This window comes from Micromonospora desertarenae (assembly GCF_056150265.1).
Map to the genome: position 1 here is coordinate 48,711 of NZ_JAXCFQ010000009.1, position 24,687 is coordinate 73,397.

Sequence of the window (24,687 nt, forward strand, 5' to 3'; positions counted from 1 at the left end):
TTTGGGCAGGTCAGGCTCTGACAGGGCGGGACGGTGGCCTCGTGTGGGGGCTCGTTTCGTGGACACCCCCAAACGAGCCCCCGGTGCCGCACCCCGCCGAGCCCTCGAACGAGCCGCCCCATCAGCGATCGCGGGCGTTCATGCGCCGCTTCATCGCCGTGCGAGCGATCTGCTGCATCGGTGGCTCACCAGTGCTGCGGCTGTGGGCGGCGGCGCAGGCCTGCCGGATCGCGGTCGCCTCACCCACGACCGGAGCGGGCGGGGTGGTGGTGAAGGTGAACGCGGGCAGTTCCCGGTTGCCGACGAGCAGGCGGGCGGCGGCGGTGTAGACGTCGAGGTGGGCGAGGTCGTGCTCGTCCAGTTCGGGTCGGGTGTGCCGGGACAGCTCGCGCGCGTCGGCCGGGTCAACGGTGAAGAACAGCTTCGACCGGGCGTTGGCCGACACCGCCGCCGCGACGTCCTTGGGTAGTTGCGCCAGGTCCTGGTGCGCCAAGACGAGGCCGAGGTGGAAGCCGCGCGCCTCGGCCAGCATGTCGCCGACGCTGCCCGGCAGCGTGAGGAAGTTCTGGCACTCATCGATGTAGAGGCAGGCATCTTTTCGCTGGTCTTCGGCGATGGTGGCGCGGGCGATGGCCGCCTGCCACACCCGGGCGACGATCAGCGAGCCGAGGATGCGGCTGGTCTCCTCGCCCAGGATGCCCTTGGGCAGCCGACACAGCAGGACCCCGCCGTCGAGCACCGCGCCCATGTCGAATGACGAGTGAGCGTTGCCGATCACGCTTTTGACGAAGTCCCGTAGCAGAAAGGCCCGTAGCCGGGCGAGGACGGGAGCAATCACCTGGCCTCGGAATTGATCGTTGATGCCGTCGTACCAGAGCCAGAACCCTCCGAGGCCGTCCGGGTCGTCCAGGCCGTGGGTGAACCGGCCCCGGAACTCCCGGTCCTGCAACAGCGACGGCACCAGACTCAGGGTCGGTTTCGCGTGCCGCATCAACGTCAAGCAGGCCACGCGCATGGTGTCGTCCATCCGTGGCCCCCACTGGCCGGCGAAGATCTTCGCGAAGATCCCCACCAGGTTGTCCACGGCCAGGTGGGGATCGCCATGGTCGTCGAGAGGGTTGAAGCAGCCCGGGTTCTCCTGGTCCGGGTCGATGATCGTGATTTTCGTCGCGTACGAGGCGGGCAGGCGGTCGAGGATGTCGGTGATCAGGTCGCCGCGTGGGTCGATGACCACCGTGCCGCGTCCGGCTTTGATGTCGCCGAGGATCATGTTCAGCAGCAGGGTGGACTTGCCGACGCCGGTCTTGCCGACCACGTGCACGTGCTGTCGAGCGTCGGTCACCGTGAGGCCGATGCTGTGGTGGCCGAGCTGCGAGCGGCCGAGCACCTTCACGCCCCGTCCGCCGGAGGGCACCTGCACCGGCGCCGGCACGGCCTTGGCCCGCGCCCGGTCCAGGCCCGGCACCGCGAGGTCCTGCGGTAGCGCCGCGAGGGCGGCGAGTTCCGCCACGGTGGCCAGGAAGCCGCGCCGCAACCTGCGACCGGCGATCGTCGCGACCGGCTGAGGCATCGTCATCAGCCGTAGCCGGTTCGGGCCGGTGTACGTGGCGGCCGCCGAGGCGATGCTGTGCCGGAGCGCGGCGAGACGCGAACGGACCTGCGCGGCCCGTAGCGGGTCCGGTGTTCTCTCTTCGTCGGCGGCCACGGCGAACCGGACCGCGATCTGGAAGTGCGGCACCCGCACTGCCTTGTCCACCATCGTGCGCGCGTCGGCGCCGGCTACCGGGTCCCGCTCGATCACCCGCTCTGCTGCGGCCCTGTTGCGGGGCTGGGACGGGCCGGGAGCGAACACGCCGAGGAACCACACCACGGGCTCGATGGCCAGCCGCGCCGCGGCCGACACGGCGCGGGTCGCCACATCGGGCCGCCCATGCGGATGGTGCCCCGTGGCCGCCGCCCGCCTCGCTGCTCGGACGCGGCGGGCGGGTGCTGGGCGGGCGAGGATCTGCACGCACGCGTGTTCCCGCTGGCGGACCTCGGCCCCGGCGGCGAGCAGCGCCCGCAGCGGGTCGCTGTCGTGCTCGCTGCGCAGCGGCAGCACGTCGGTGTGCTGCGGCCAGTGCGCTCCACCCATCTGCTCACCCACCGTGGGCGGGATCGGCGCGGCGGCGTCGGTGGCCGTCATCGTCGCGGCGGGCCAGGCCGCCCGGATGGCGGCCTCGACCGCGCCAGGCGGCACCGTCCCGGGCACCCACACCCGGATGGTTAGTGCGCGGCCCGTCCACGTGTACTCCCACCCGACGTGCGGGTAACCGAACACCCTGCGCCGCCACAGAGATGGCGTCAGCACACCCATGACGGTGGTCCAAAATGCGGCGGCGGCCCCGGCGGTGACCTCCGGCGGGGCGGCGATGGTCAGCCACCGCGCGCCGGCGGCGAACCGCCGATGCCGCCAGGCGAGCACCTGGTCGCGGGCGACCACCACGCCGACGATCGCGGTGGCGGCGACGACGGCCAGCCACGGCCGCGCGATGATCCACTGCCCGACCTCGGCTGGCCAGGTCGTCGGGGTGGCTGTCATTCGGCCTCCCCGATACCCGTCACGGCGATCCGATGCTCGGCGGCCGACCCGACGCTGCGGAAGGGGATTCGCGATCGACCGGCGACGAGTAGGCCCTCGCCCCGGGGCGCCGACAGCAGCAGCCTCGACTCCCCGGCGGTCAGGCTGAACGCCTCGCTCACCGCGTCAATCGACTGCGTGGACTGGCGCATAAGCACCTGTGTTGCGGCGTTGGACACCACGGCGAGGCCGAGGTCGGTCGAGAGCACGTCGGCGGCGTCCTGGGTGATGACGCACAGCCCGGCGGACCGCTTGCGGGCGGCCTTGGCCATCCGAAACAGGAACCGGCTGCCCTCGCCGTCGCGCATCAGCAGCCAGGCTTCGTCGACCACGACGAGCTGCCGCCGCCGGTGGGCGCCCCCGGTGGGAGCGTCGATGCCCGACCAGATCGAGTCCAACGCCAGCAGCGTGCCGACGGTGCGCAGCTCGTCGGGGAGGTGCCGCAGCGACCAGACCATCAGGTGACCGCGCGGGGTGGTGGTGGTCGGGCCGTCGAACAGGCTGGCGAAGTTCCCGACCGTCCAGGGGGCGAGCCGGGCGGCGAGCTGCCTGGCGGCCGGGTCGCCGTCAGCGGCGAGCACCTCGGCCAGGTCCCGCAGCAACGGCGCGGGTTTGGTCCAGGTGGCGGGGTCGCCGTTGATCCCTGCCTGGGCGTAGGTGGCGGTGATGGCCCGATCCAGCGCCGCCCGCTCGGTCGGCGGTGGTGGTGCGCCGAGCATGACCGAAATCAGGGTGTGCAGGTACAGGCCGCGGCGGGTCAGCGTGTCAGGCCGGTTGTCCGCGGGCAGATCGAGCGGGTTGATCCGGACGTCTGGCTGGCCGAGTTGCACGACGCTGCCGCCGACGTGCTCGGCCAGGGCGGTGTACTCGTCCTCCGGGTCGATCACGCTGACGGTCGTGCCCTGGTACAGGTTGCGCAGCACCTCCAGTTTGACGAAGTACGACTTCCCGGCGCCGCTGCGCGCCAAGACCACGCTGTTGTGGTTGTCCTGCGCCCACCGGTTCCACAGCAGCACGCCGTTGCTGGTGGTGTTGAGCCCGTAGAGCACCCCATCGGGTGGGCAGACGGTGCCGGGAGCGGGGGCGGCGAGGTCGGCCGAGGCGAGGGGGAACGCTGCCGCGAGGGCGGTGGTGTCGAGGATGCGGCGCATCCCCAGCGGGTCCACGCCGACCGGCAGGGTGCAGATCCAGCCCTGCTGGTGGCGGAACGTCGCGGGCTGCAGGTCCAGCAGCACGCTGGCGGCGGCGGAGCGCACGCCCGCGGTGACGGTGGCGAGTTCGTCGAGGGTCCGGGCGTGGATGGTGACGTAGATGCCGACCTCGAACAGTTTCGCCGCGCCGCGGGCGACGCGTTCGGCGAGGTTCGCGGCGTCGGCTGCTGCCGCCTCGACCATCGGGTCACCCAGGCGGCCCTGGTCGGCGTCCAACCGGCGGGAGGATTCCAGGCGGGAGCGTTGGCGCTTGAGCATCGGCGCGGCCACCTGCGGTGCGACGGGGTTCAGGTGGACCGCGACGTCGACCCGTGCGGGGTAGGACAGCAGCGGGCTGAGCCACGCGGGGCCGACCTCGGCCGGGTATCCGCACACGGCGTAGGTGGCGGCATAGCCGTTGCCAACCTGCACGTGCCAGGGGGTGACCGACAGGGCGGCGGGGGGGGGCATGCCCTCCCCCGCCGCGACCCTCTTCTTCTTCGGCGTCAACAGGTTCACGATGTGCTCCGCAAAGTGATCGGGGCGCCGGGCACCGCTCGGGGGCCGGGCACCGGTGGGGAGAAGGGGTCCACCGCCATCGCCAGGGCGGCGGCGACGGCCGGTCCGTCCAGCGCGGTGGCTTCGACACCGAGGCCGGACAAGGCCCGTACGGCGGTGTCGCCGGCGTGCTCGCCGGTGACGACCGCGAGGACCTGCCGGCGCAGCGGATCGCGCTGACTGTCCAGGTCGAGCAGAAACTCGGCGTAGTCGCCGGCGGCGGCCTGCAACGCCGGGTGCGGCAGGCGTGGTGCGTGGTCGGCGGTCGCGTGCGCGTACGCGGTCAGGTCGTGCCGCTGGGTGGCGACGACGATCTGCGCCGGGCCGGTCAGGCTGTTGAGGAACCGGCCGAACCCGTCCAGCAGCGCGTCCTGCTCGCTGCCGGTGCGCAGGTGGATGTTCGTGGTGCCGCAGGCGATCAGGACGCGGTTCGTGCCCTCGCAGGTGAGGACGCCGGTCGGGCTGACCGCCGTGACCGGGGAGCGCAGCGGCGCCGGGACGCTCGGCGTGCCGGCCACCGCCGCGACCGTGCTCGCTCGGGGCGTGCCCGGCGCGAGCTGGCGAGGGCTGCGGGACAGGGCGAATCCGTGCCGCAACCACACATCCAGCGGCAGGCCGTCACGGCGGCCGAGCGCCACCACGATCGCGACGGCGAACACGATAACCCCGGCGACGATCCACGCGATCGGTGGGAGCAGGTGCCCGACAGTGCGGTAGATGCCGGTGCCGACCAGGCCGACACCGCCGATGATGCCGAGCTGCCGGAACGTCAACCCGAACGCGATGCGGTCCGGCTCGTTGACGTCAGCCGGTACCACGGCGCGCGGGGTGGTGTCGTCGTGGGTCATCGCCCACCTCGCATCGCGCTACGGGCGAATCGGCCAAGCGGCAGGCGGCGGGTGACGCCCTGGATGACCACCGTGCGCAGCAGAAGCCCGCCGGTGTTCGGCGACCCCTTGCCGGTCGCGTAGCGGCGCATCATCGCGGGGATCTTGACCGTGACCCAGAGGACAACGATCACCAGCAGCAGGTTGAGGGTGTCCGAGCCGGGCAGGCCGAGCAGGATCGGCAGGTTCGACTCCGGATCGATCACCAGGCTGATGCCCGCCGAGAAGGTGACCGCCTGCAGCGTGGGCGTGGCCAGACAGCCCAGCAGGGTGCGCCACCACACCTCCGCGGCACCCTGCGTCCACGGGGTCGCATAGCACGCCAGCGCCACCGGCGCGATCCCGGCCAGGACGACCAGCACCCCGATCCGCACGAGCCAGCTGCCGACGAGCATGAACATCAACACGACGATGAGCAGCCCGATGACCACCGTCAGCAGGGCGGCGCTCTCGTCGGCCATCGCCGATCGGATGCGCACCCGCGCGAAGGTGACGGCCTCGGTGGTCGGCGCGGATTCGCCGGCGAGCGCCACGGTCAGCGCGTTGGCGATGTCGATGACGGCGGCCGTCAGCGGCACCGCGAACGCCGACAGGACGAACCCGACGACAAGCCGGGGGATGAGGTGTTTGACGGTGTAGCGGGTCTCCACCGAGTCGCCGACCATCGTGGCGATGCCTGCGGTGATGATCGCGAGGATGAAGCAGGCGTTGACGACCAGCGCGCTCTTGCTGGCGATCGCCTGGACCTGCGGCAGGACCGTGACGTCCGGTGACAGAAAGATGGAGGACGTCAGGAAGGCCAGCAGCCCGCCGAGAAGGTCGACGACCCTCTCGGCGAGCCAGCTGACCAGGCCGTTCATCAGCCAGATAACCATGACCGGCCGCCTCAGCCGCCGAGGATGCCCTGCAACACCTGCAGGATGACCGGGGACAGCACCGCGAGGGCATAGCCGATCAGCGCGGACTTCAAGTTGCCCTTCGCCTGCTCCACCTGGGCCGGGTCACCCCCGGCTGCCATGTAGCGCAGGCCGCCGATGACCAGGAACATCGTCGCGACCAACGCGATGATGCCCATGATCCAGCCGGTGATGTTGGCGATGACCTGGTTGATGCTGTTGACCGCCATCGGCTGCGGCGCGGCGGCGAGGTCGGACAGCACGGAAAGAGTCGTCTGCATGGCGGCGCTCCACAAGGATCTGGGGCCGCCGCGGTGGGGACCAGGGCGAAGGGACCGGTGTGGTCCGGTCGGGGGCGCTCCTCCCTTGCGTGGGGCGAAGGGATCGCGGTGTCAGGACGCCGCGCCAGCCATGCCGGACCAATGGGTCGCGCCGGGTGGTCCCCACCGGGCGGGCATGCCGTGGATGACATGCACCGCTCAGATCTCGCCTGTCAGGCCGATCGAACCCTCCATCTACCTGTCACGTCCTGACGAGACCGGTCGGCGCCTGGCATTGCCGCCGGCGAAGGCACGGAGTGGACCGCGAGGAGGCCGTCTGGGCGTTCGTCCGAGACGGCGCCAAGCCGGGGGCCGAATGCCAGGCGCCCCGAAAACTGGCGTGTAGACACGGCGTGCTCGTTGCGGATGGCCATTGTGGCCAGTCGGATGGTGGCGCGACGACGCCCGCCGACGGTAGGCATGGAACGTGAAGCGTGATCAAGCTGACGGCGACACGGCGCGGGGTGCGTGCAGGCAGCCCGCCGCCGCGCGGTGCTCGGCGCTCCAGTCGAGGTGGCCGCGATGACGGGATACGGGCGCGACGACGACGAGTGGGACCAGCTGATCGAAGCCGGCCTGGCATTTCTCATCGAGCGGGCACGACTGAAGAAGACGACGACGTACACCGAGCTCAATGCCACGCTCTGCCGCCGGACCGGCTTGCGCGGATTCGACTTCGAGCAGGACAGCGAGCGTGCCGCCATGGGGCACCTCCTGGGGTTGATCGTGGATCGTAACCGTCCGACAACCCAGCTCATGATCTCCGCGTTAGTGCAGTACCTGAACGCCAATGACGCCGGTCCGGGGTTCTATGCGTTGGCGGTCGAGCTCGGCATGCTGCCGCCTCGCCCATCAGCCTCCGCGAAGCAGGAATTCTGGATCCGGCAACTCAACGCCCTATACGCCTTCTATGCGCCTGACCGCCGCAGCGCCTGACCTGTGAAACCCGATGCCCGTCGGGGAAGCCCGGCACGACCCGGCGGGCCCGGCCACTGTAGTCCGCCGTCAGCCTGCGCGGATGGCGGAGAGCTCCTGAGGTTGGCAGACGCCGTCGCCGCCGTCACAGCCATGGGCTACCAGCATTGATCTGCCGCGACCCGCGTGCTGCCATGGGTATGCCGACAGACTGTCAGGCCGCGGTGGCGGTCGCGCGGTGACCGGGGATCGGGCCGGACAGGTCGCCGCGCACCACGGCGGCAGCCACGACACGCTCGGCGCGGCGGCGACGCATCCGTAGGGCCGATGCGGTGACGCCCTGCTCGGCGGCCAGGTGTTCGATCAGCGCGTCGCCGAAGCGGGTCGCGCTGATCAGCTCGGCGGCGTCGGCGGTGATCAGGCCGGCGGCGGCTGCCCGGCCGAGCAGCAGGTCCGGGTGTCCGTAGGGCATCCGCGGCGACCGTGACCCGCTGGGCAGGTCCAGGGGGAGTTCCTCGCCGTCGTCGGCCTTGACGACCGCCATGCCTGAACGCCAGGCGGCCCAACACAGCCGCAGCCACAGCCGGGGCGGAGCCAGGTCCGCGGTGCGCAGCGCGTGGAGGAACCCGGCGAGGACTTCGGAGTCGACGTCGTCGGCGTGCCTGGCCCGCCCGCGGGTGATCTTCGCCGCGAGGTGGGTCAGCGCGGGCAGCGCGACGCCGATCGCGCCGACGACCCAGGCCGGTCCCCACTCGCGGGCGTGGTGGGCCAGTTGCCGCCACAGCTCGTCGGTGGTGTCGCTGTCGTATCGCTGCAACAGAAGCAGCGTGCGCAGCTCGTCCAGCGGCATCGTCGCATCCGGCAGGCCCGGTATCGGGCGGGCGTCGAACACCAGCGGCGCGGGTTCGCAGGTCAGCAACATGAACGCCGTCTCGGCGGTGGTCAGCGCCGTCTCGGCCGTCCTGACATGGGTTGTCGTTGCCATGGTGTCCCCTCGGCGTGGGGCGCGTCGCTTGATGCGACGGCCTCGAGGCCCTCGATTGGGACAGCCCAACCTGACACCGGAGGCCGTTGCCAGACGAGGACAGGCCGTGTCCGACTCTGTCGGGTTCACCGCCGTCAGGGCGGCCCACGCGCCCGCTGGTCGGGCTGTTGGGCGGTCAGGGTGACGGGTTCTGTCAGGTCGGGGCGGGTTCGATCGGCCTGTCAGCGGCGCACTAGGGATCGTCAGTACGCCCTGCCGGTCCGGGGGCCACCGTGCCCATGACCGATAGACATCCACGCCGCGCGCCGATCCCCGTGGGAGACCTGGTGCCCGGCGACCCGCCCGTGCCGATCACCGTCTGGCCGGTCCCCGCCCCGCAGCAGGGCGAGACCATGTCCAACGCGATGGGCGTGCGGCTGGTCCACAACCTCACCCACCCGTCCGATCTGATCATCGACCTGGCCGTGGGGCCGCAACTGGCCCGCGCGGTCATCGCCGCGCACCGCCGCACCCACCTGCACGCGCCCCGGCAGGTCGGCTGGGGCCGGGAGGCAGCCGCGCTGATCGTCACCGGATGGCCGGTCGACGACGCTGCTTCACCCGCCGACTTCTTCGCCCGATGCTGCGCCACCCTCGCGCCGGGCGGCTGCGTGGCAGTGCTGCTGCCGCACGGCGACGTCATCGCACCGGTCGACGTCGTCATCGCCGCGAAACGGGCCAGGCTGGCGTACCTGCAGCACATCGTGGCCGCCGACCGACTGCCTCGGCGTGGCCGGCGGGCGCAGCTGGACATCCACACCGACGTCCTGATCCTGACCCGCAGCGTGACGAAGACCGGCGCAGCCGATGGCTGACTCCCTGCCGGTCACCTCGGTGTGGCTGACCGGCCAGCAGCCCGCCCGGGACCAGCGGCGAGGCCGCTACGTCCCGCAGACCTCCAGTCATCCCGGGAAGATGCTGCCCCACCTGGCCATGCACGCGATCAGCTCGTACACCGCGCCGGGGGATCTGGTGTTCGACCCGATGTGCGGGTCCGGCACCACGCTGGTCGAGGCGATGCACCTTGGCCGGCAGGCGATCGGGATCGACGTCGAGCCCCGGTTCACGCAGCTGGCTGCCGCCAACGTTGCCCTCGCCGCGTCGCAGGGTGCCGCCGGCACGGCGCAGGTGCACACCGGCGATTCTCGGGGGCTGCTCGACATGGTGCCCGCGTCCGCGGTCGGTCGGGTGAGCCTCGTGCTCACCTCCCCGCCGTATGGACGCGGGACTCACGGCCTCGTGCACACGACGAGTACCGGGGTCCGCAAACGTGCCCATCACTATGGGGACCGGGAACGCGGCAACCTCGCCTATGCGGGATGGTCTCGCTTGCTCGAGGGGTTCGCCGTCATCCTGTCCGCCAGCTACCAACTCCTGCGTCCCGGCGGGACCGTGGTGATCACGTGCCGGCCGGTACGCCGCCAGCGGGACGACTTGATCGACCTACCGGGCGAACTGCTGGCCATCGCCCAGTCGGTCGGGTTGGTACCGGTGCAGCGATGCGCGGCGATGCTCGCCGCCGTCCGTGACGGGCAGATCGTGCACCGGGCCAACATGTTCGGACTCCTCGCCGTCCGCCGCGCCAGGGACGAGGGCATCCCCGCGCACCTGGTGGCGCACGAGGACGTGTTGGTCCTGCGCCGTTGTTGACAGATGCGCGGAACGATCAGGAATCCTGACGCCGCCGGGCACGTCCGCAGCCGGGCGGTTGCCGCCGAGCGGTAGCAGCCAGCGCTATGGCCGCCTGGCTCGAGGCATGAGGCGCTCACGACCGCCCTCCGCCACGCCCAATACCTGGATTGCTGCGGTGACGGCCAGACAGTGGGCGGCCCGGCTCGCCGGTCACCACCTGCCCGCCCCACGGCTGGAGGGCGAGTCCGATCCAGAGCACAACGGGACCGGGCACCTCGATCCGGGCGATGAGCTCCGCCGACCCGTGGGCGCCGGTCGTGGGGAGCGGTACCGGCAGCTGCCGCTATCCGCAACGTACTGCGGCCATCGGGTACCGGTGCGATGAGCAGACCTGACAGGAGCGCGGGCATCGCGGGCTGTCAGGTCCTGCCAGGAGGCCGAGCCTGACAGCCCAGCCGCCGGGACTCCCGGCGCGACTAGCCTGAACGCTCACCTTCCCATTTTCATGTGCTTCTGATCTGACGCCTCGCGCGACGGCATCGCGCCCACCATCTCCGGTCGGCAGCCGCCGCCAGCCTCGGATCCGGCACCCACACACCCACGCCCCTCGCGACCAGGGGCGCGGCATCCCCTATCCCGTCAGGCGGCCACCACCCCGGTGGCCGCCTTCGTCATGTCCGAAGGAGGACAGATGCGTCACCTGACACACGGCGACATCCGCGCCGGCCACCGCAACGCCACCCCGCCCGACCTCCTCAGCGGTGTCGCCGTACTCGCCGGCGAGAACAGCGGACCCCGTCCGGCTCACCCCACGGCACCGGCTTCGTGCGCCGAATCCGCCACGGACACCCACCGGGCCACCGCCAGGAATCGGGCAGAGCGGCGATGACCGACGAGAGCCTCGCACACCAGATCCGCACCCTGCACACCGAAACGATCGCCGCCATCGCGCAGCGGCACACCCTGGCCGTCGACGCCCGCTCCGCACTCATCACCGCGCTGCACAACAGGCTGATCTGCAGGCCAGGCTGCGAGGACGCCCTCGCCACCTGGGGTCTGGAACCTCTGCCGCAACGATGGACCATCACCGCCCACGCGCAGCTGTCGCACACGCGGTCGCACACCAACCACGACGAAGCCCGCGAGCAGGCCCGCTTCGGCGTACCAGACGACCTACGCCTGCTGCAGCCAGCGATAGCGGTCTACCCGCGACACCTCATCGACGTGACACCCGCGAACGGAAGCGACCAGCCGGGGCCGCAGCAGTACCGCATCACCACACAGGTCACCCTCCACACCTGGGTCACAGCGACCCGGGAAGCCGACGCCTACGAAGCCGCACGCGCGATCCTCGAGGGCCACCTGCGCGTGCTGGCAGACGCCGGCATCACCGTGACCGGGCTGACCTGGCAGACCGCCCACGGACCCGACGATCTCCCACACGACGACATCGACGCCGACGCGCGAGGCGTGGACGCCGCGGCACAGCTGCCCGAACTCGCAGGCGACCTCACCGCGGCGACGGCCGCACGTGACGCCGCGGTGCAGGCCCTCGCCGACCTGCGGCGCAGCATCCGCGCCCGCGCGATCCGCGCCCTGATCGACGACGAGATCGATGGCATCTATCAGCCCACCGCCGAGCGCGTCGACCGGTTCCTGGTCGACCTCGGGCTCGACGGGCTGCCGCGGGCACATCACGTCACGGTGGTCGCCGACCTGACGCTGCCGGTCGGCGCCGGCACCGCCCGGGAAGCCTGCGACGCGGCACGAGACGTGATGCGGGCGGCCACCACCAGCAGCCCGGACGAGACGCGGCCGTGGACCGCGTACGGCTGGACCATCCCCGAGTACGCCACGTGCGACCAGGACGGGTGGCGGATTCCGTGGCGGCACGAATACGAGATGCAGCTGCGCGGCCACGCCACCTCCGATGACGCGACGGCGGCCGCCGAAGCCCTCGCCCGGGCGGACCTGACCCGGGCGCTGCCCGGCATCGGCCTGGTCACGGTGACCGCCGCCGTCGAGAACGTCGGGATCGACCTCTACCTGCACCCGGACCGCGACTGAACCCTCCGTCACCTGCCCGAACCGAGACCCGCATTGGAGATCATCATGTCGTTTCCCGACAACAAGCTGACCGTGCGATCCCCAGCCGACCTGGTGACCGCGGTGCCGTACCTCCTCGGCTTCCACCCCGCCGACGGCAGCATCGCCGTGATCGCGAGCAGGGACCGCCGGATCGTCTTCGCCGCCCGCAGCGACCTGCCCGCCCCCGACGCCCCCGCAAGCCACCTTTCCGACCTCACCGCCAACCTGGTCCCGGTCGTGCGACGGCAGCAGCCGATCACCAACCTCATCCTCGTCGGATACGGGAACGCCGACCACCTTGACCCGGCACTGCACACCCTCGGCGAGGCGTTCACCGAAAGCGGCATGACCGTCCGGGACCTGCTACGGGTCACCGGCAGCCGAATCGTCAACCTCACCTGCGACAACCCGGCCTGCTGCCCACCGCAGGGAACCCCGTTCGACCCCACCGCCTCACTCGTGGCCGTGCAGGCAACCGCCGCCGGGCTGGTCGCACTACCGGACCGGGCAGCCGTGGCCGCCCGGTTCGCGCCCGTCGACGGTGCCGCCCGCGACCGCATGCGCGACGCCACCCGTGCGGCAGCCGACCGCCTGACAACATTGAACGCCGCCGTCGGCACGGGCATCGACGAAGCCGGCGCGCAAGCGGTCCGCGACGCGCTGCGACAGCACGACGGCGGCAACCGACTCACCGACGACGAGGTGGCCTGGCTCACCCTGCTCCTGACGCGGCCTTCGGTGCGGGACCTCGCCGTCGACCTCACCCAGCCGCACGACGGGCACGTCACGTTCTGGGCCGAGGTCACCCGCCGCGCCGACGAGCCGCTCGTTCCGGCACCAGCCACCCTGCTCGCCGTCACCGCGTGGCGGTGCGGTGACGGCGCTCTGGCCGCCATGGCAGCAGACCGCGCCCTGCAGGTCGACCCCACCTACCAGCCCGCCGACCTGCTGCGGCAGGCGCTGCACGCCGGACTCCCGCCATCGGTGTTCACGCAGGCATTCACCACCGCCCGAACCAACCCCGCAACCGAGTAGCCGAAACCGCTCACCAACAGGAGGAACACCACGATGGATTCCACTCGCAACATGCTGCTCGCCCTCGCCAGGCACGCTGAAGAAGCCCGGCTGCGCTGGAACGCCGAACGCGCCGCCGTGCGGGCTCGCGGCGCAACCCCGGCCCGCACCGAGGCCTACGCCTACCACGTCCAGGCCAACCTGTGCCTGATCACCGCCATCGGCGCGGCAAACCTTTCGAACTTCCGCATCTACGACACCACGCTGTCCCGCGACCCCCTCGCCGCAGCCGCGCAACTGCGTCAAGTCGCTGTCGCCTACGACCACAGCGGCCCGATCGAGGCCGCACACGAGGCAGCGCGCCTGGCCTACAAGACGGCACTCGCCGAACCCGTCACCGCACAGGAACAGCAGTACATCGACCTGCTCGCCGGCCTTCCCACCGCCCGCCGCGACAAGATCGTCGAACTGGCCGAGGAACGCGCCCGCCACCCCAAGGCATGAGGCGCCGACCACCGGCTCTCCGATGCCGCCCGCAAGGCCACCCGATCATGGCGCGACTCTCACCAGACGGGGTTCGGCCGCATACCCCTGCGAAAGGAACCGATGAGCGTCTACACCCTCACACCCAGACCCGGCTTCGAGCGCTACACCATCCAGGTCGGCTGGAACCCACACCGCACCTACTTCGCGACCGTCGTCGACGTCGCCTGGGACCCCGTCACCGATCACGACAACCCACCCGACACCCTTCGCATCGGCCTGGTCGAGACGATTCTCGACCCCACCGAGGTGCTCCTGGCCGTCGAACCCTACGCCGACATCCCGGCTGACCTGGCCACCACACTGCGCGCCGACCAAGCCGCGCACCCCGTGCGCCACTAACACGAACACCCCAGGCCCGCCGTCGCACCGACGCCAAGGGCCGCAGCGCACGCGCAGATAGCACCTTCTGGGTCACCGGCCGTCGTCCGGCGCTCCTCGCAACGCGGCGCTCGCGCTATCCGAGCACACGCAGGACGCCGCGCCCCGATTCCACCGACATCACGGCGCAACGGAGCCCCACGGCTCGCTGCGGCTGGCCACATCGCCTGAGTAAGCCATGCCGTGCCTCCAACGCGGAGACAGCCAGGGCCGTGCCGCGAACCAAGCGGCACAACAAGGAAGAACGGCCCGCCACACGGCGGGCCGTCGTCGCATCCAGGACCCGGGACGCCGCGCCTACGAAACGTCGCGTCCCGGGTTCTCCCTGAGATGGAGGACTCCAGTGTCCCTACCACTGATCATGATCGCCACCGAGTTGGCGGCGTTCACCCTCGGCGGCCTCACCATGTGGCCATTCATCCACCAACTCCGCAACCAACTCGACGACGTCACCTGGCAGCTGCAGCACGACCCGGTCACCGGCATGCTCAACCGCACCGGCCTGCTCGCCGCACACGCCACCCTGACCGGCGCCGACACCGCTGGCCCCATCATCGTCGTCCTGATCGACCTCGACGACTTCAAACCGGTCAACGACACACACGGCCACAACCGGGGCGACGACGTCCTGACCGAGATCGGCGACCGTATCGCTGACGTCGCCGCACTCCACGGCGGATTCGCCGCGCGGCTCTCCGGCGACGAGTTCGCGGCACTGCTGCCCGCCCGTACCGACGATCTGGCCCGCATCGGCGACACCCTCGTCAGCCTGATCTCCGAGCCCGTCGAACTTACCGCGGACGGCAAACCCGTCGCGGTCACCGTCACCGCCAGCGTCGGCCTGGCGCTCGCCGAAACCACCGACCCGTTCGAAGAGGTGGCCCTACGCCGCGCCGACATCGCGATGTATCACGCTAAGCACAACGGCCGGAACCGCCACGCCGTCTACGAGCGGGGCATGGGGATGTCCGCCGCCGGGCGTCGTCGAGGACGCCGCCTCCGCGACCGCCAGCAGTTCACCGACGAGGTGACGGCATGATGGCCGCGCCTGAGGAGATGGCCTGCCAGATCTGTCTCTCCCCACTGAACACCCTCGGTACACCACCCACCTACCTGCACCCGATCCAACTCGCCACAGACGGACACGAACCAGTGCCGGTCCCGGTCAGCCAGCTTGACACCGTCCAGCGAACCTGCGACTTCTGCGGGGATCCATACCCGACGTGGACGCTCGTCGGTGGCGACATCGCCGCCGTCGCGATCGGCGCCGCCGGGGGACTGGTGCAGAACTTCGGCCACGCATGGGCGGCGTGCGCGACGTGCCAGATGCACATCGACGACGGCAGAAACGACAAGGTTGTCGACCGAGCCGTGCAGGCACTCGGCCGAGGCAACCATCCCGAGGCACGAAAGCGCATCCAACAACTGCACAGCGCGTTCCTGAACGCCCGGGTCCCGGGACGAACGCTCATCACGACGACCGCCTGGCCGGTCACCGCCATCACCGCCCGCGACCTGCCAAAGGTGCGCGACCGGCTCACCCGCTTCTACCGCGCTGGCGACGACCTCCCCTTCGCGTGGGCCTCCACCGACCGACGTCGACAGATTGCCGACGGCCTGGACCGATCAGCCTTGTACTGGATCGACGGCGAATTCACCGACCTGGCCGAGTACGCCACCCAGAAGTTTCCTGGCGCCACCATCAGCCGTGACCTCATACCTTCCACAGATGGACTGCTCGTGTGGTCACGGCCGGTAACACGCCGACAGATCACCGCCGCATCCTGGACCACCAACAGCGACGGCTGGCAACTCATCAACTACCGCACAATCGGCGGGGGACTGGACGGCAAACCGCTCCAACGACTACGCGAACAGCTAGGTTGGCTTACCCCCATGAGCTCCGGCCAGATCCACGAACAGCACCCGCTGCCCGGCGACCACCCAGCCGCGCCGCTGGTCGCAACATGGCTCCTGATCGCACAACAAGCCGCCGAAATCACGACAGCAAACCTCGACAAAGGCGTACGCAAGACCTACGCCCGCACTAACCGCCCGGCACCAGAAGTCCGGATCGTGCGCATCCGCGCCAACCGCGGCACCACACCGCCGAGTGCCCGATCGGCGCCTGGCGACTCAGGACGCTCCCAGACCAACCGGTTCTGGGTGTCTGGCCACTGGCGCAACCAACCATACGGGCCGGGCCGAACACTACGCCGTCCCGTCTACATCAGCCCCTTCCTCAGAGGCCCAGAGGAGGCGCCGATCAAACTCAGCACCACAGTGCGCATGCTCAGCAACCACAAGCCGAAGCCTGAGGAGCAGGACTAGCCTGCCGTGACCAGGTCGTGGCAGGGGCTTGGCCCCCCTGCCATGACCGACAGCAGGGGCTTTTTCGGGTCGGTAGCTCCCCAATGATGCTGGGCGACCTCCTTCTTCGCACCGAAGAGGTCACTGGTTCGATCCCAGTATCGCCCACCATAAATATAGGCAGGTAGGAAGCCCGTCACCGGAATCACCGGTAACGGGCTTCTCCGCTGTTGCCCCTTAAATTGGGAGCAGATTGGGAGCACGGCGCTCCCGCCCTTGGTTGGCATGGCATTGCCTGTGGCCCTGGGCGGGCCTTCACGACGTGCTTCGGCTCGGATCCGTCGTTTGGCACTCCACTTGCGACCGGCTTGATCGCATCTTCCGCGGCCCGCAGCAATTGGAGCTCCACTAGCCCGACGTAGCCGCCAGGATGAAGCGACCCGCGCGTGGAATCTGCATGTCGCGCTCTACTACAAAGCAGGCGGCGTGCCCTGGCGCCTTCGCCGCACGTCAACCGAACTGCAAACCTGCTACGTCGGAGTCTCCTTCTACCGGGCGGCCTCCAGGGACGCCCTCGACACCGCTGTCGCGCACATCTTCAACGAACGGGGAGACGACGTCATCGTCCGCGGCGGAACCGCGCACGTCAGCCGCGAAGACAAACAACCACACCTGCTCACGACCGACGCCAAGAACCTGCTGCTCAACGCCCTGGCCGTCTAAAAGCGGGAGCACCGAACTCTTCCCGTCCGAGTGACAATCCACAAGTCGTCACGCTTCAACACTGACGAGGTCGACGGGTTCACCGCAGCTGCCGACGACCGCGACCTGCACGCCCTCGATCTAGTCTGGATCACCAACAGTGAGGACGCCCTGCTCTTCCGCCCTGGCGCCGCACCCCCTTTCGGGGAACGTTCATGACCCTGTCGGTGTCGGAGCACCTGATCTACACCAAGGGCAGCGTCGACTTCTACTCCACCTACCCCGGGCTGTACGTGCCCCGCCCCGTCGGCCTGCGCCCGGCCCGGCTCACCGTCAGCGCCCGCGAGTTGGCCACAGAGGTTCTCGCCTTGAGCAAGATGAACTGGAATCAGTCACAGCTCGACGGCCGTCTCCCCATCACCTTGCGGACCGCTGATCAGGTCAAGCAGATCCTGCGGTTCTGCGACCTGGACGAGGACATCGCGACGAGATACGCACAGTACATGTGACTGATCCAGCCCGGAGACAGGCAGGACCACTACTCGTCGGGTCCCGGAGCCCCGAGTTGCCCAGTTGCGCAGGCCCGAAGGTACCGGCGATGGAATAGTTCAATGAAGTCGGACAGTTTCTCAACGCGGGCAAGATCGTCGGTTGTTATCACAATCATCTTGATCCCGCGGGGGGCCGCGCCCAACCCGAGCGCATGGGCATGGTGCCCTTTTATCAAGTCGCCGGTGACGCCGTTCGCGGCGATGAGGACACCCAAGTCGAGCGATCGACTCGCAAGGATGTTGAAGAAGTAGCCAACCGCCTGGCTGTCGACGGGATCATCCCAGTTCTTGCACTCCACCAGGAAGATTTGGGGAAGCAGGCGCAACCCACCGGCTTCGTGTATGTTGCCGACTGCCAGGTCGATCTGCTCGGTTCCGAACACATTAGTGATGTCGCGGTCGACGATGCAGCCGGGCACCGATTCGAACAGGTAGGTAATCAGATCCTCGTACGCCTTGCCTTTAGCCTGGCTATGTGGCGCTTCGGCCGCCACCCGGAGCAGTCTCTTGATCGATCGCGGATCCACGCCTCACGCCCCGTGGACGACGCGGTTGCGCGCTTCGCGCAGTAGCCGCTCAAGCCCGATTGTTCGCAGCGCCTCGCTTAGATCCTTGAGCGAGTAAACGAGGACGTTGGCAGGGGCCTGGCGTGCAATGGCCGATGCAGGGGACTCGTCAGTGACGAGAAGGCCAAGGTCAGCCCCGGTTTCCTCGATGTGCCGGGAGAGCTGCTGGATAGCCGATGTCGCTGCCGTGCGGTCCCTGATGGACTTCACCTCCACGACGACGGTCGCGGGGGTGCCGCGGTCCTCAACTGCAAACGCCAGATCAACTCCGGGGCGATCACCACCTGCTGTAGTGCCGAGCAACGCCCCGGATCTGCCAAGTAGAGCCGCGACTTCTGACTGAAGTTTGTGGCCAAAGTAGCTCCACGAGTCGAATGTTTCGACGTGCGTCGCCACCGTGGCGTTTGGCCGCGTCGTGCGGTTTCCCGCTCCCGAAGGAAACTGCCGGGCACCGCGTATGAACATCCTGATGTGGAGACGCAACGAGTCCAGGTCATCCAGGCTGGCCCGCACGTGCCGCACTGGCGCGAGCGCCGGCGGCAGCTTGTCGCTCGGATCGACGATTAACAGCAGAGGGATCGCCATCCCGAGGCAGACGCCAATCTCGACCATCAGCGCTGACCATCCTGGGTGCGCGGCGGAGCGTTGGGGGAGAATAGCGATCGCCGCACGGGTCTCCGGCTCGATGCTTCCCGCCAGGTAGGCACCCGCACCTAGAGCGCCGGTCGGGACGAGTTGAACGTCCTCCCGAGCTGCGATGTCCACGACGTGCCGTAGCTCATCGCTGTCGACCTCAGTCAAAGTGGTGATGAGCAGGGCCCGCATGGCCGAAGTGTAGTACCTGGGATTACTCGAGGTCATCGGTCACGCCTTACCACATCGCGGCGGCGGAGATTCGAATTGCGCGGATCATGCGCGACCAACTCGTGGGCATAGGCGGGTACCACCTCCGAGATGTCATCGTGCGCCAAACATGCCTGACGCGCGAGCACCCCCGCCAGCTGGCGCGGGGGCTTTCGGAAGGCCAGCGGTGGCCGCCCGACAACGTCGGCAGCGCGTCAAAACGTCGCCGACTGGGGTGCCATGTTGCTCGATGGCGTCGTAGTGCATCGCTGAGAAGCTGAACCGGTCCGTTGCCGCCGCCGTGCTCGGGGTTGCAGCTGGCAAGTGGGGTGGCACCTGGCAGCGAGTATGGCCGAGAATCCGGGCCCCGGCAATCTCTCGCCCTTCGTAAGATGCTCAAGTTGCTGGCACTTGGGGGGCATCATGGACTCGGCTCAGGTGAGCGCGAAGCCGGTCGTGGAGGGCCTGATCGCTTCGCTCGAGGACTGGCGGGAGACCAAGCGCGGCAAGAAGGGGACCATCAACGCCAACGTATTCTGCGCCGGCCTGTACGTGACGGAATACCTCGGGGCCAAATACCCTCTGCAACGATCCGACTACCTGGCCGACTCGCAGGTCAAGGGGGCCAGCGGGGCAGCCGCGAAGAACATCTTGAGCCGGCACGGCGAGGATCGGGACTTCCTGAAAGAGGGCGGGCGCACGTCCCGCATGACCAAGGAAGTCGCCGTCGAGATCGTCGAACTGCTGGATAAACACCCCCGTTCGGACGACCTCCGCCGGCTGCCTCCCGACGAGCTAGCCGCCGTCGCGCGAACGCTGCAGGCTTGGTTCGTCGACCAAATCAAGGTTGAGTACTTCGGTAAGCAGCGGATCAAGGCGGAGTTCTCGCCGACGACGCCGATGAAGCTGGTCGTCTCCGCGCTACTGAAGTCGGCGCAGGAGCGAGGCGGCAACACCGCGGGCGCGGTGGCGCAGCACCTCGTGGGCGCAAAGCTCGCGCTGCGGTTCCCTAAGCTGGAGATCAGCAACGACAGCTACACAACCGCCGATGTCCAGACCTCTCGCCCCGGCGACTTCCTGGTAGGCGACACGGTGTTTCACGTGACGATGAGCCCGGGCCAACCCCTGTTCGAGGGCCGGTGCATGTCGAACCGCAAAGCTGGATTCCGGTCCCGAGTGCTCGTGCCCGAGAGCAGGCTCGCCGCCGCCACGCAGCTGGCTGACCTGGCGCGACTGGGCGACTACGTGGCTGTGCAGTCTGTGGAGGACTTCGTGGGCACCAACGTCGAAGAGATGGCCGGCTTCCGGGAGGAGGACATTCGGTTTGGCCTGCGGCTGCTGCTGAAGACCTACAACCAGCGTGTCGCAGGGGCGGAAAGCGACCCATCTCTTTTGATCGAGCTGCCCGAGAACCTGTAGCCGTCGCGGGGCGGATCAGCGCGGCCGGCGTCGGCCCTGATCTTCACTGCGCCAAGTGGTCTAGCGCCGACGGGTCGTGGACGATGCGGCGCGACCCGCCGCAGCCCGCTGGCTGGTGGATCAACGTAAGGTTTGTAATGTTAGGCCCGTGACCCAGCTAGCGTTGATCCCTTCCGATGCCAGCACTGCCAAGCCCACCGCTGCGGAGTTCTTCGCTGGCATAGGCCTCGTCCGCCTAGGTCTGGAGGACGCCGGCTTCAAGGTCATCTGGTCGAACGACATCGAACCGGACAAGAAGGAGATGTACGTCCGCCATTTCAACGACCCCGAAGGCGCGCACGACTACAAGCGCGGTGACATCGCAGACGTCAAAGGCCCGCAGATGGCCGACGGGCTGAGCCTGGCCTGGGCCTCGTTCCCCTGCACCGACTTATCGCTGGCCGGGGCGCGACGGGGCCTCGCCGGAAGCGAATCGGGAACATTCTGGCATTTCGTGCGAGTGCTGAGGGAGATGGGCGACCGACGGCCGCCCGTCGTGGCCTTGGAGAACGTAGTGGGCTTGGCGACCAGTCACGGCGGGGAGGACCTGGCCGCTGCAATCCGCGCCCTCAACGATCTCGATTACTCGGTGGATGTCCTCACACTCGACGCCCGTCGGTTCGTGCCGCAGTCACGCCCACGGCTGTTCCTCGTCGGCGCGCTCGAGCCCCCAGCCGACGAGCCCGTGCCCAACAGCGAGCTGCGGCCGGACTGGCTGCAAGGGCCATTCGGCGATCCGAGCTTGCGCACTCACCGCGCCTTGCTGCCGGCACCTCCGCCGCCGATGACCACCGGCTTGACTGGGCTCGCCGACAAGGTGCCGCCCGGGAGCGACCTCTGGTGGGATGAGCAGCGCAAGGCAGCCTTCGTTAGCTCCCTGTCACCCATCCAGACCGAGCGACTGGAGACCCTGCGCAAGGGTCGCGGGATCTCCCGTCGGACCGCGTACCGGCGCACCCGCGGCGGGAAGCCGACCTGGGAGATTCGTCCCGACGACATCTCCGGCTGCTTGCGCACAGCGCGAGGTGGGTCATCGAAGCAGGCCGTCGTCGAGGCTGGGCAGGGCAAGGTTCGGGTGCGGTGGATGACCCCGCGGGAGTACGCCAAGCTGATGGGCGCCGCCGACTACCGCCTCGACGGGCTGCGCACGAATCAGGCCCTGTTCGGCTTCGGCGACGCGGTGTGCGTGCCGGTGGTGGCGTGGCTCGGCCGCGAGTACCTGATGCCGCTCGTGCGCGGCGAGCTGCACTGCTCTGAGTCGCCGCGTCTGGCGGTGGTGGGTGCCTAGCATTCCTCGGCCGGCCCGCAACTCGCTGCCGGCCCCGGCGGTCCGGGACTTCCGGGGAATGCTGGACGCGGCGCTCAACGCACGGGACGAGCATGGCCGGCAGTGGGCAGACGCCCGCTGGGGCTGCTACGCGTTCTACGACTACGACGGTGAGCCCATCTACGTCGGCCAGACCAACGAGCGGTTGCGCGTGCGGGTACGACGGCACCTGACCAACCAGCGCACTGACGCGGTGGCCATGCGCATTCTCGACGTCTTCGAGGTCGCTGAGGTGGAACTGTGGCCGCTGTGGGAGTTCGAAGAGGTTGCGGGTAAACGACACCCGGACTACGCGGCAGCTCAGCAGAAGCTCAACGCGGTCGAGTACACCGCGTACCTGAAAGCGATCCGGGAGAGCCGCTTCAAGGCCATCCTCAACGAGAAGATCCCGCCAGTCTCACCGACCGTCGACCTGCCCGCCTCCGGCCGGTTCCCGCTCATCAGCGACGCCACCCGCCGTGAGAGGGGGCATCCGGATATCCGTATCGCCCGCCGCGCCGAGACGATCTCCCGGCTCGCTGCGGTCGCCCATGAGCGAGGTGAGGTCTCCGACGGTCTGCGACGGGTGCTGGTCATCCAAGGCGTCCGGCTGGCCTACATCGCCGCCGTCCGGCTTGCCTACGCCGAAGGACGACCTACGCCCGACCCCTCTGCCATCGACGTCACCGGTCTCGTCGGCAGCGTGTTGTTCGAGCACGACGACACCCCCGACCTCTTCGACACGGACGGGTAGCGGACCGAGACGACGGCCCTTGGGCGCGGCGAGCACCGGACGGCATTCAAGACCGTCCTGACTAGGGTGAACGACATGCCAGAACAGTCGTGGGCCTCCAGCCCGGCGACTCGGCGCGCCATGCAGGGCAACCGCAGCCGCGACACCGCCCCAGAATTGGCGCTGCGCCGCGCGCTGCACGCCAAAGGCCTTCGCTACCGCGTCTGCGCCCAACCGCTTCCGAACCTGCGCCGCAAGATCGACATCGTCTTCCGCTCAGCCCGCGTCGCCGTCGAGGTCTACGGCTGCTTCTGGCACGGCTGTCCCCAGCATCACCGACAGCCGACGGCAAACAACAAATACTGGCGCGAGAAGCTCACCAGAAACATGGACCGCGACCGACGGACCCGCCAGGCCCTCGAGGATGCCGGTTGGCTGCTGATCGTCGTGTGGGAGCACGAGGACCTAGATGCGGCGGCGCGCCGGATCGCCGAGTCGGTGCGGGCCCGCCGAGGATTCACTGCGCCTGAAGCATGAGCATCAATGGCAGGCCTTCCAGCGCTCTTTCCGGCTGCGACCGGCCGCCGTCAAGCCGCGTGCACCTTCATTCGCGGCCCTTCGCGCGCCGGTCCCGCGGCTGGCCGTGAAGGGGGCGGTGCCGGTACGGCCTGATCTCGTACAGACGCAACCCGGTCTGTCTGTGATCGTGCGTCGCAATGGCGGCCGGGTCGTTAGCGCCACAGCGCATCCAGGTGTCCGTCACGTGATCGTGAGACCTCGCGGTCGGTAGAGCGTGAAGCCTTGGTTAGTGCTCGTGATGGACCAGCTCTAGCAGCCGGTCGCGGTAGGCCTCCCACGCCGGCAGGGTCCCGGCGATGAGGATTCCCAGGGCGGTGAGGACGAGCTGTCGCATCCGAGGCCGAGGCCGGGGGCTGAGGATCACCGTGCTGGCTTGCGGCCACATGGGGTCGGCCTGCAGTGTACGCACCATCTTGCTGTCGAAGCGGTTGAGGCGCCCGAGGTCGCTTCGCGATCCTGCGATGTCCAGCACTCCCACCATCACGACGATGCTTTGGTACGTGCCGATCATGTAAACGACCTGGGTGGCGCGACGCAGCATGTCGATGCTCGCGTTCGTGGCGACCCGGCGCAGGTTCCTGAGCGAGATGGCCTCCGCCACAAGGCCGAAGGGGTCTTCGCCACGCAGCTCCGCGTCGCGCTGGATCCGTCGCATCTCCTCGCGCTGTCCCTCGTCCAGATCGCCGATAAGGCCGAACATCTCGATGAGGTCGTCGGCCGGTGCCTCGTCGCCGCGGCTAACGGCATGCATGGCACCGGCAGCGGCTGCTCGCTGACTTTCCCGCGGTGGACGCGGACGGGGCTCCTGCCCGTCAATGGCGGCGACGAGATCCTGCCAACCCACCGGCTGTGCTTCGCGCGCCGCGCGGCCCGCAATGACATCGCGCGCTTGCCACCCCTCGTCGGTGTCGCCGAAGTCCGCACCGGTGAGCCGCGCTAGATCATCCAGCACAGCCTTGAACGCTGCACGCACCTCACGCTCGTCAACTGCCCGGCCGATTCCGAGTCGTTCGATCGCATGGGTACCCGCCCGGCGCGATCCACGTCGGGATGCTCCCGCCAGCACGACCGCCATCTGGACCGTCTGCTCGTCCGGCTCCTCGGACACCACCCCGCGCCCGCGGCCCAGGCCATGCCGGACCGGCCGTGGCAGGTCGCCGCTAGCACGCCACCGTTCGATTTGATACGCGGACACGCGCACACCGCGCAGTGCCAACGCCTCGATCAGAGCTGCGGTAGCGCCACCAACTGGTCCACGAGGCACCAGCCCACGTTACAACCCCGCGAACTTGGCTACGGCTGGGAATTTCCGGCGAGGCGTAATCGATACGACAGGCCCGCCACAAGCAGGCGCAGGGCATCGACGGACCGCACCGTGAAGGAGATCAAAGTGTCGGGCGGGGAAGTAGCGGCAGTGTGCACGGTGGGAGTCATGGTCGGCTTGTGCTGCCTGGTAGCGATCTGCCTTCGCGGCACATCGCCTCGTGAACGCCCCAGCATTTTGCGAGCGCTTGCCGAGGTGCTACGCAGCGTGTGGCCGTGGGGCCCAGCCGTCACAGCAGGCGGACCGG

Annotated in this window: 24 protein-coding genes; 15 read left to right on the forward strand and 9 right to left on the reverse strand. The window is 69.1% G+C overall.

Annotated features, from left to right (window positions below; all coding sequences use genetic code 11):
- Positions 1-121: 121 nt before the first annotated feature.
- The 5 genes from SM577_RS19420 to SM577_RS19440 are packed head-to-tail and all read right to left on the reverse strand — an operon-like array spanning position 122 to position 6,432.
- Positions 122-2,581, reverse strand: coding sequence for a type IV secretory system conjugative DNA transfer family protein (locus SM577_RS19420; protein ID WP_474587599.1), 2,460 nt, complete (start codon positions 2,579-2,581; stop codon positions 122-124).
- Entirely contained in the window at positions 2,578-4,281 is a 1,704-nt protein-coding gene (locus SM577_RS19425) for a VirB4 family type IV secretion system protein (RefSeq protein ID WP_474587737.1), read from the reverse strand. The genes SM577_RS19420 and SM577_RS19425 overlap by 4 nt, the downstream gene beginning before the upstream one ends.
- Before the next feature lie 44 nt (positions 4,282-4,325).
- The gene (locus tag SM577_RS19430; RefSeq protein ID WP_474587600.1) at positions 4,326-5,216 is read right to left on the reverse strand and encodes a PrgI family protein; all 891 of its coding nucleotides are present in this window, start codon (positions 5,214-5,216) and stop codon (positions 4,326-4,328) included.
- Positions 5,213-6,130 (reverse strand): conjugal transfer protein TrbL family protein, encoded by a 918-nt coding sequence (locus SM577_RS19435; protein WP_474587601.1) that lies wholly within the window; start codon positions 6,128-6,130, stop codon positions 5,213-5,215. Before SM577_RS19435 ends, SM577_RS19430 begins: the two co-directional genes overlap by 4 nt.
- Before the next feature lie 11 nt (positions 6,131-6,141).
- Entirely contained in the window at positions 6,142-6,432 is a 291-nt protein-coding gene (locus SM577_RS19440; protein WP_474587602.1) for a pilin, read from the reverse strand.
- A 507-nt stretch (positions 6,433-6,939) separates the two neighbouring features.
- Between SM577_RS19440 and SM577_RS19445 the strand changes: the two genes are divergently transcribed.
- A complete protein-coding gene (locus SM577_RS19445) occupies positions 6,940-7,407 on the forward strand; it encodes a hypothetical protein (RefSeq protein ID WP_474587603.1) in 468 nt (155 codons plus the stop codon).
- 193 nt (positions 7,408-7,600) lie between these two features.
- Here SM577_RS19445 and SM577_RS19450 read toward each other — a convergent pair whose 3' ends face one another.
- Positions 7,601-8,371 (reverse strand): hypothetical protein, encoded by a 771-nt coding sequence (locus tag SM577_RS19450; RefSeq protein ID WP_474587604.1) that lies wholly within the window; start codon positions 8,369-8,371, stop codon positions 7,601-7,603.
- Between the two features lie 326 nt (positions 8,372-8,697).
- Between SM577_RS19450 and SM577_RS19455 the strand changes: the two genes are divergently transcribed.
- The 10 genes from SM577_RS19455 to SM577_RS19500 all read left to right on the forward strand — a co-directional run bounded on the left by SM577_RS19455 (position 8,698) and on the right by SM577_RS19500 (position 17,589).
- Positions 8,698-9,225, forward strand: coding sequence for a hypothetical protein (locus SM577_RS19455; RefSeq protein WP_474587605.1), 528 nt, complete (start codon positions 8,698-8,700; stop codon positions 9,223-9,225).
- The gene (locus SM577_RS19460) at positions 9,218-10,060 is read left to right on the forward strand and encodes a TRM11 family SAM-dependent methyltransferase (protein ID WP_474587606.1); all 843 of its coding nucleotides are present in this window, start codon (positions 9,218-9,220) and stop codon (positions 10,058-10,060) included. Before SM577_RS19455 ends, SM577_RS19460 begins: the two co-directional genes overlap by 8 nt.
- Before the next feature lie 867 nt (positions 10,061-10,927).
- Positions 10,928-12,109: a hypothetical protein gene (locus SM577_RS19465; RefSeq protein ID WP_474587607.1), complete on the forward strand. Its 1,182-nt coding sequence runs from the start codon at positions 10,928-10,930 to the stop codon at positions 12,107-12,109.
- A 45-nt stretch (positions 12,110-12,154) separates the two neighbouring features.
- Positions 12,155-13,165, forward strand: coding sequence for a DUF4192 domain-containing protein (locus SM577_RS19470; protein ID WP_474587608.1), 1,011 nt, complete (start codon positions 12,155-12,157; stop codon positions 13,163-13,165).
- Positions 13,166-13,216: 51 nt separating this feature from the next.
- Positions 13,217-13,648, forward strand: a complete 432-nt coding sequence (locus SM577_RS19475; RefSeq protein ID WP_474587609.1) for a hypothetical protein — start codon at positions 13,217-13,219, stop codon at positions 13,646-13,648.
- A gap of 102 nt (positions 13,649-13,750) precedes the next feature.
- Positions 13,751-14,029: a hypothetical protein gene (locus tag SM577_RS19480; RefSeq protein ID WP_474587610.1), complete on the forward strand. Its 279-nt coding sequence runs from the start codon at positions 13,751-13,753 to the stop codon at positions 14,027-14,029.
- Positions 14,030-14,429: 400 nt separating this feature from the next.
- Complete coding sequence (locus tag SM577_RS19485; protein ID WP_474587611.1) at positions 14,430-15,107, forward strand: GGDEF domain-containing protein; 678 nt, start codon at positions 14,430-14,432, stop codon at positions 15,105-15,107.
- Entirely contained in the window at positions 15,104-16,399 is a 1,296-nt protein-coding gene (locus SM577_RS19490; protein ID WP_474587612.1) for an AcrVA2 family anti-CRISPR protein, read from the forward strand. The genes SM577_RS19485 and SM577_RS19490 overlap by 4 nt, the downstream gene beginning before the upstream one ends.
- Before the next feature lie 465 nt (positions 16,400-16,864).
- Positions 16,865-17,101 (forward strand): hypothetical protein, encoded by a 237-nt coding sequence (locus tag SM577_RS19495; RefSeq protein ID WP_474587613.1) that lies wholly within the window; start codon positions 16,865-16,867, stop codon positions 17,099-17,101.
- 194 nt (positions 17,102-17,295) lie between these two features.
- Positions 17,296-17,589 (forward strand): hypothetical protein, encoded by a 294-nt coding sequence (locus SM577_RS19500; RefSeq protein WP_474587614.1) that lies wholly within the window; start codon positions 17,296-17,298, stop codon positions 17,587-17,589.
- A gap of 29 nt (positions 17,590-17,618) precedes the next feature.
- Here the strand turns inward: SM577_RS19500 and SM577_RS19505 are convergent, their stop codons facing one another.
- Complete coding sequence (locus SM577_RS19505; RefSeq protein WP_474587615.1) at positions 17,619-18,125, reverse strand: restriction endonuclease; 507 nt, start codon at positions 18,123-18,125, stop codon at positions 17,619-17,621.
- Positions 18,126-18,161: 36 nt separating this feature from the next.
- A complete protein-coding gene (locus SM577_RS19510) occupies positions 18,162-19,022 on the reverse strand; it encodes a restriction endonuclease (RefSeq protein WP_474587616.1) in 861 nt (286 codons plus the stop codon).
- A gap of 456 nt (positions 19,023-19,478) precedes the next feature.
- Between SM577_RS19510 and SM577_RS19515 the strand changes: the two genes are divergently transcribed.
- From SM577_RS19515 to SM577_RS19530, 4 genes are all read left to right on the forward strand, one after another.
- Positions 19,479-20,459 (forward strand): DUF4928 family protein, encoded by a 981-nt coding sequence (locus tag SM577_RS19515; protein WP_474587617.1) that lies wholly within the window; start codon positions 19,479-19,481, stop codon positions 20,457-20,459.
- 148 nt (positions 20,460-20,607) lie between these two features.
- Positions 20,608-21,786, forward strand: a complete 1,179-nt coding sequence (locus tag SM577_RS19520; protein WP_474587618.1) for a DNA cytosine methyltransferase — start codon at positions 20,608-20,610, stop codon at positions 21,784-21,786.
- A gap of 58 nt (positions 21,787-21,844) precedes the next feature.
- A complete protein-coding gene (locus SM577_RS19525; protein ID WP_474587619.1) occupies positions 21,845-22,558 on the forward strand; it encodes a GIY-YIG nuclease family protein in 714 nt (237 codons plus the stop codon).
- A 75-nt stretch (positions 22,559-22,633) separates the two neighbouring features.
- Positions 22,634-23,074, forward strand: a complete 441-nt coding sequence (locus SM577_RS19530; protein ID WP_474587620.1) for a very short patch repair endonuclease — start codon at positions 22,634-22,636, stop codon at positions 23,072-23,074.
- Positions 23,075-23,342: 268 nt separating this feature from the next.
- Here the strand turns inward: SM577_RS19530 and SM577_RS19535 are convergent, their stop codons facing one another.
- Entirely contained in the window at positions 23,343-24,311 is a 969-nt protein-coding gene (locus SM577_RS19535; protein WP_474587621.1) for a hypothetical protein, read from the reverse strand.
- Positions 24,312-24,687: the final 376 nt, after the last annotated feature.